We start from the raw sequence: 630 nt of genomic DNA on the forward strand, positions 1-630 counted from the left end.
AGAATAGACAAAAAGATTTATTCGATGAACTGAGTGACCAAACGATAACTTTTAGTTGTTCGGCACAGTCAATTCGTTTGTCTCGTAAGAGACGAACAAAACAGTATTTATCGAGCCGTTTGTCTTTCCTTTATAGGAAAGCGAACAAAAGAACTTAAATTGAAGAGTTTGATCATGGCTCAGATTGAACGCTGGCGGCAGGCCTAACACATGCAAGTCGAGCGGAAACGGCAGCATTGAAGCTTCGGTGGATTTGCTGGACGTCGAGCGGCGGACGGGTGAGTAACGGCTGGGAACCTGCCCTGACGAGGGGGATAACCGTTGGAAACGACGGCTAATACCGCATAATGTCTTCGGACCAAAGGTGGCCTCTACATGTAAGCTATCGCGTTGGGATGGGCCCAGTTAGGATTAGCTAGTTGGTAAGGTAATGGCTTACCAAGGCGACGATCCTTAGCTGGTTTGAGAGGATGATCAGCCACACTGGGACTGAGACACGGCCCAGACTCCTACGGGAGGCAGCAGTGGGGAATATTGCACAATGGGGGAGACCCTGATGCAGCCATGCCGCGTGTGTGAAGAAGGCCTTCGGGTTGTAAAGCACTTTCAGCAGTGAGGAAGGTGGTGTAC

At 50.0% G+C, this 630-nt stretch carries 1 rRNA gene; it reads left to right on the top strand.

Going from position 1 to position 630, the window contains the following annotated elements:
- Positions 1-156: 156 nt before the first annotated feature.
- Positions 157-630: ribosomal RNA gene (locus BGL48_RS10730) — 16S ribosomal RNA — on the top strand; the annotation flags it as partial.

Source organism: Salinivibrio sp. SS3 (assembly GCF_001722105.1).
Classification (GTDB): Bacteria; Pseudomonadota; Gammaproteobacteria; order Enterobacterales; family Vibrionaceae; genus Salinivibrio; species Salinivibrio kushneri.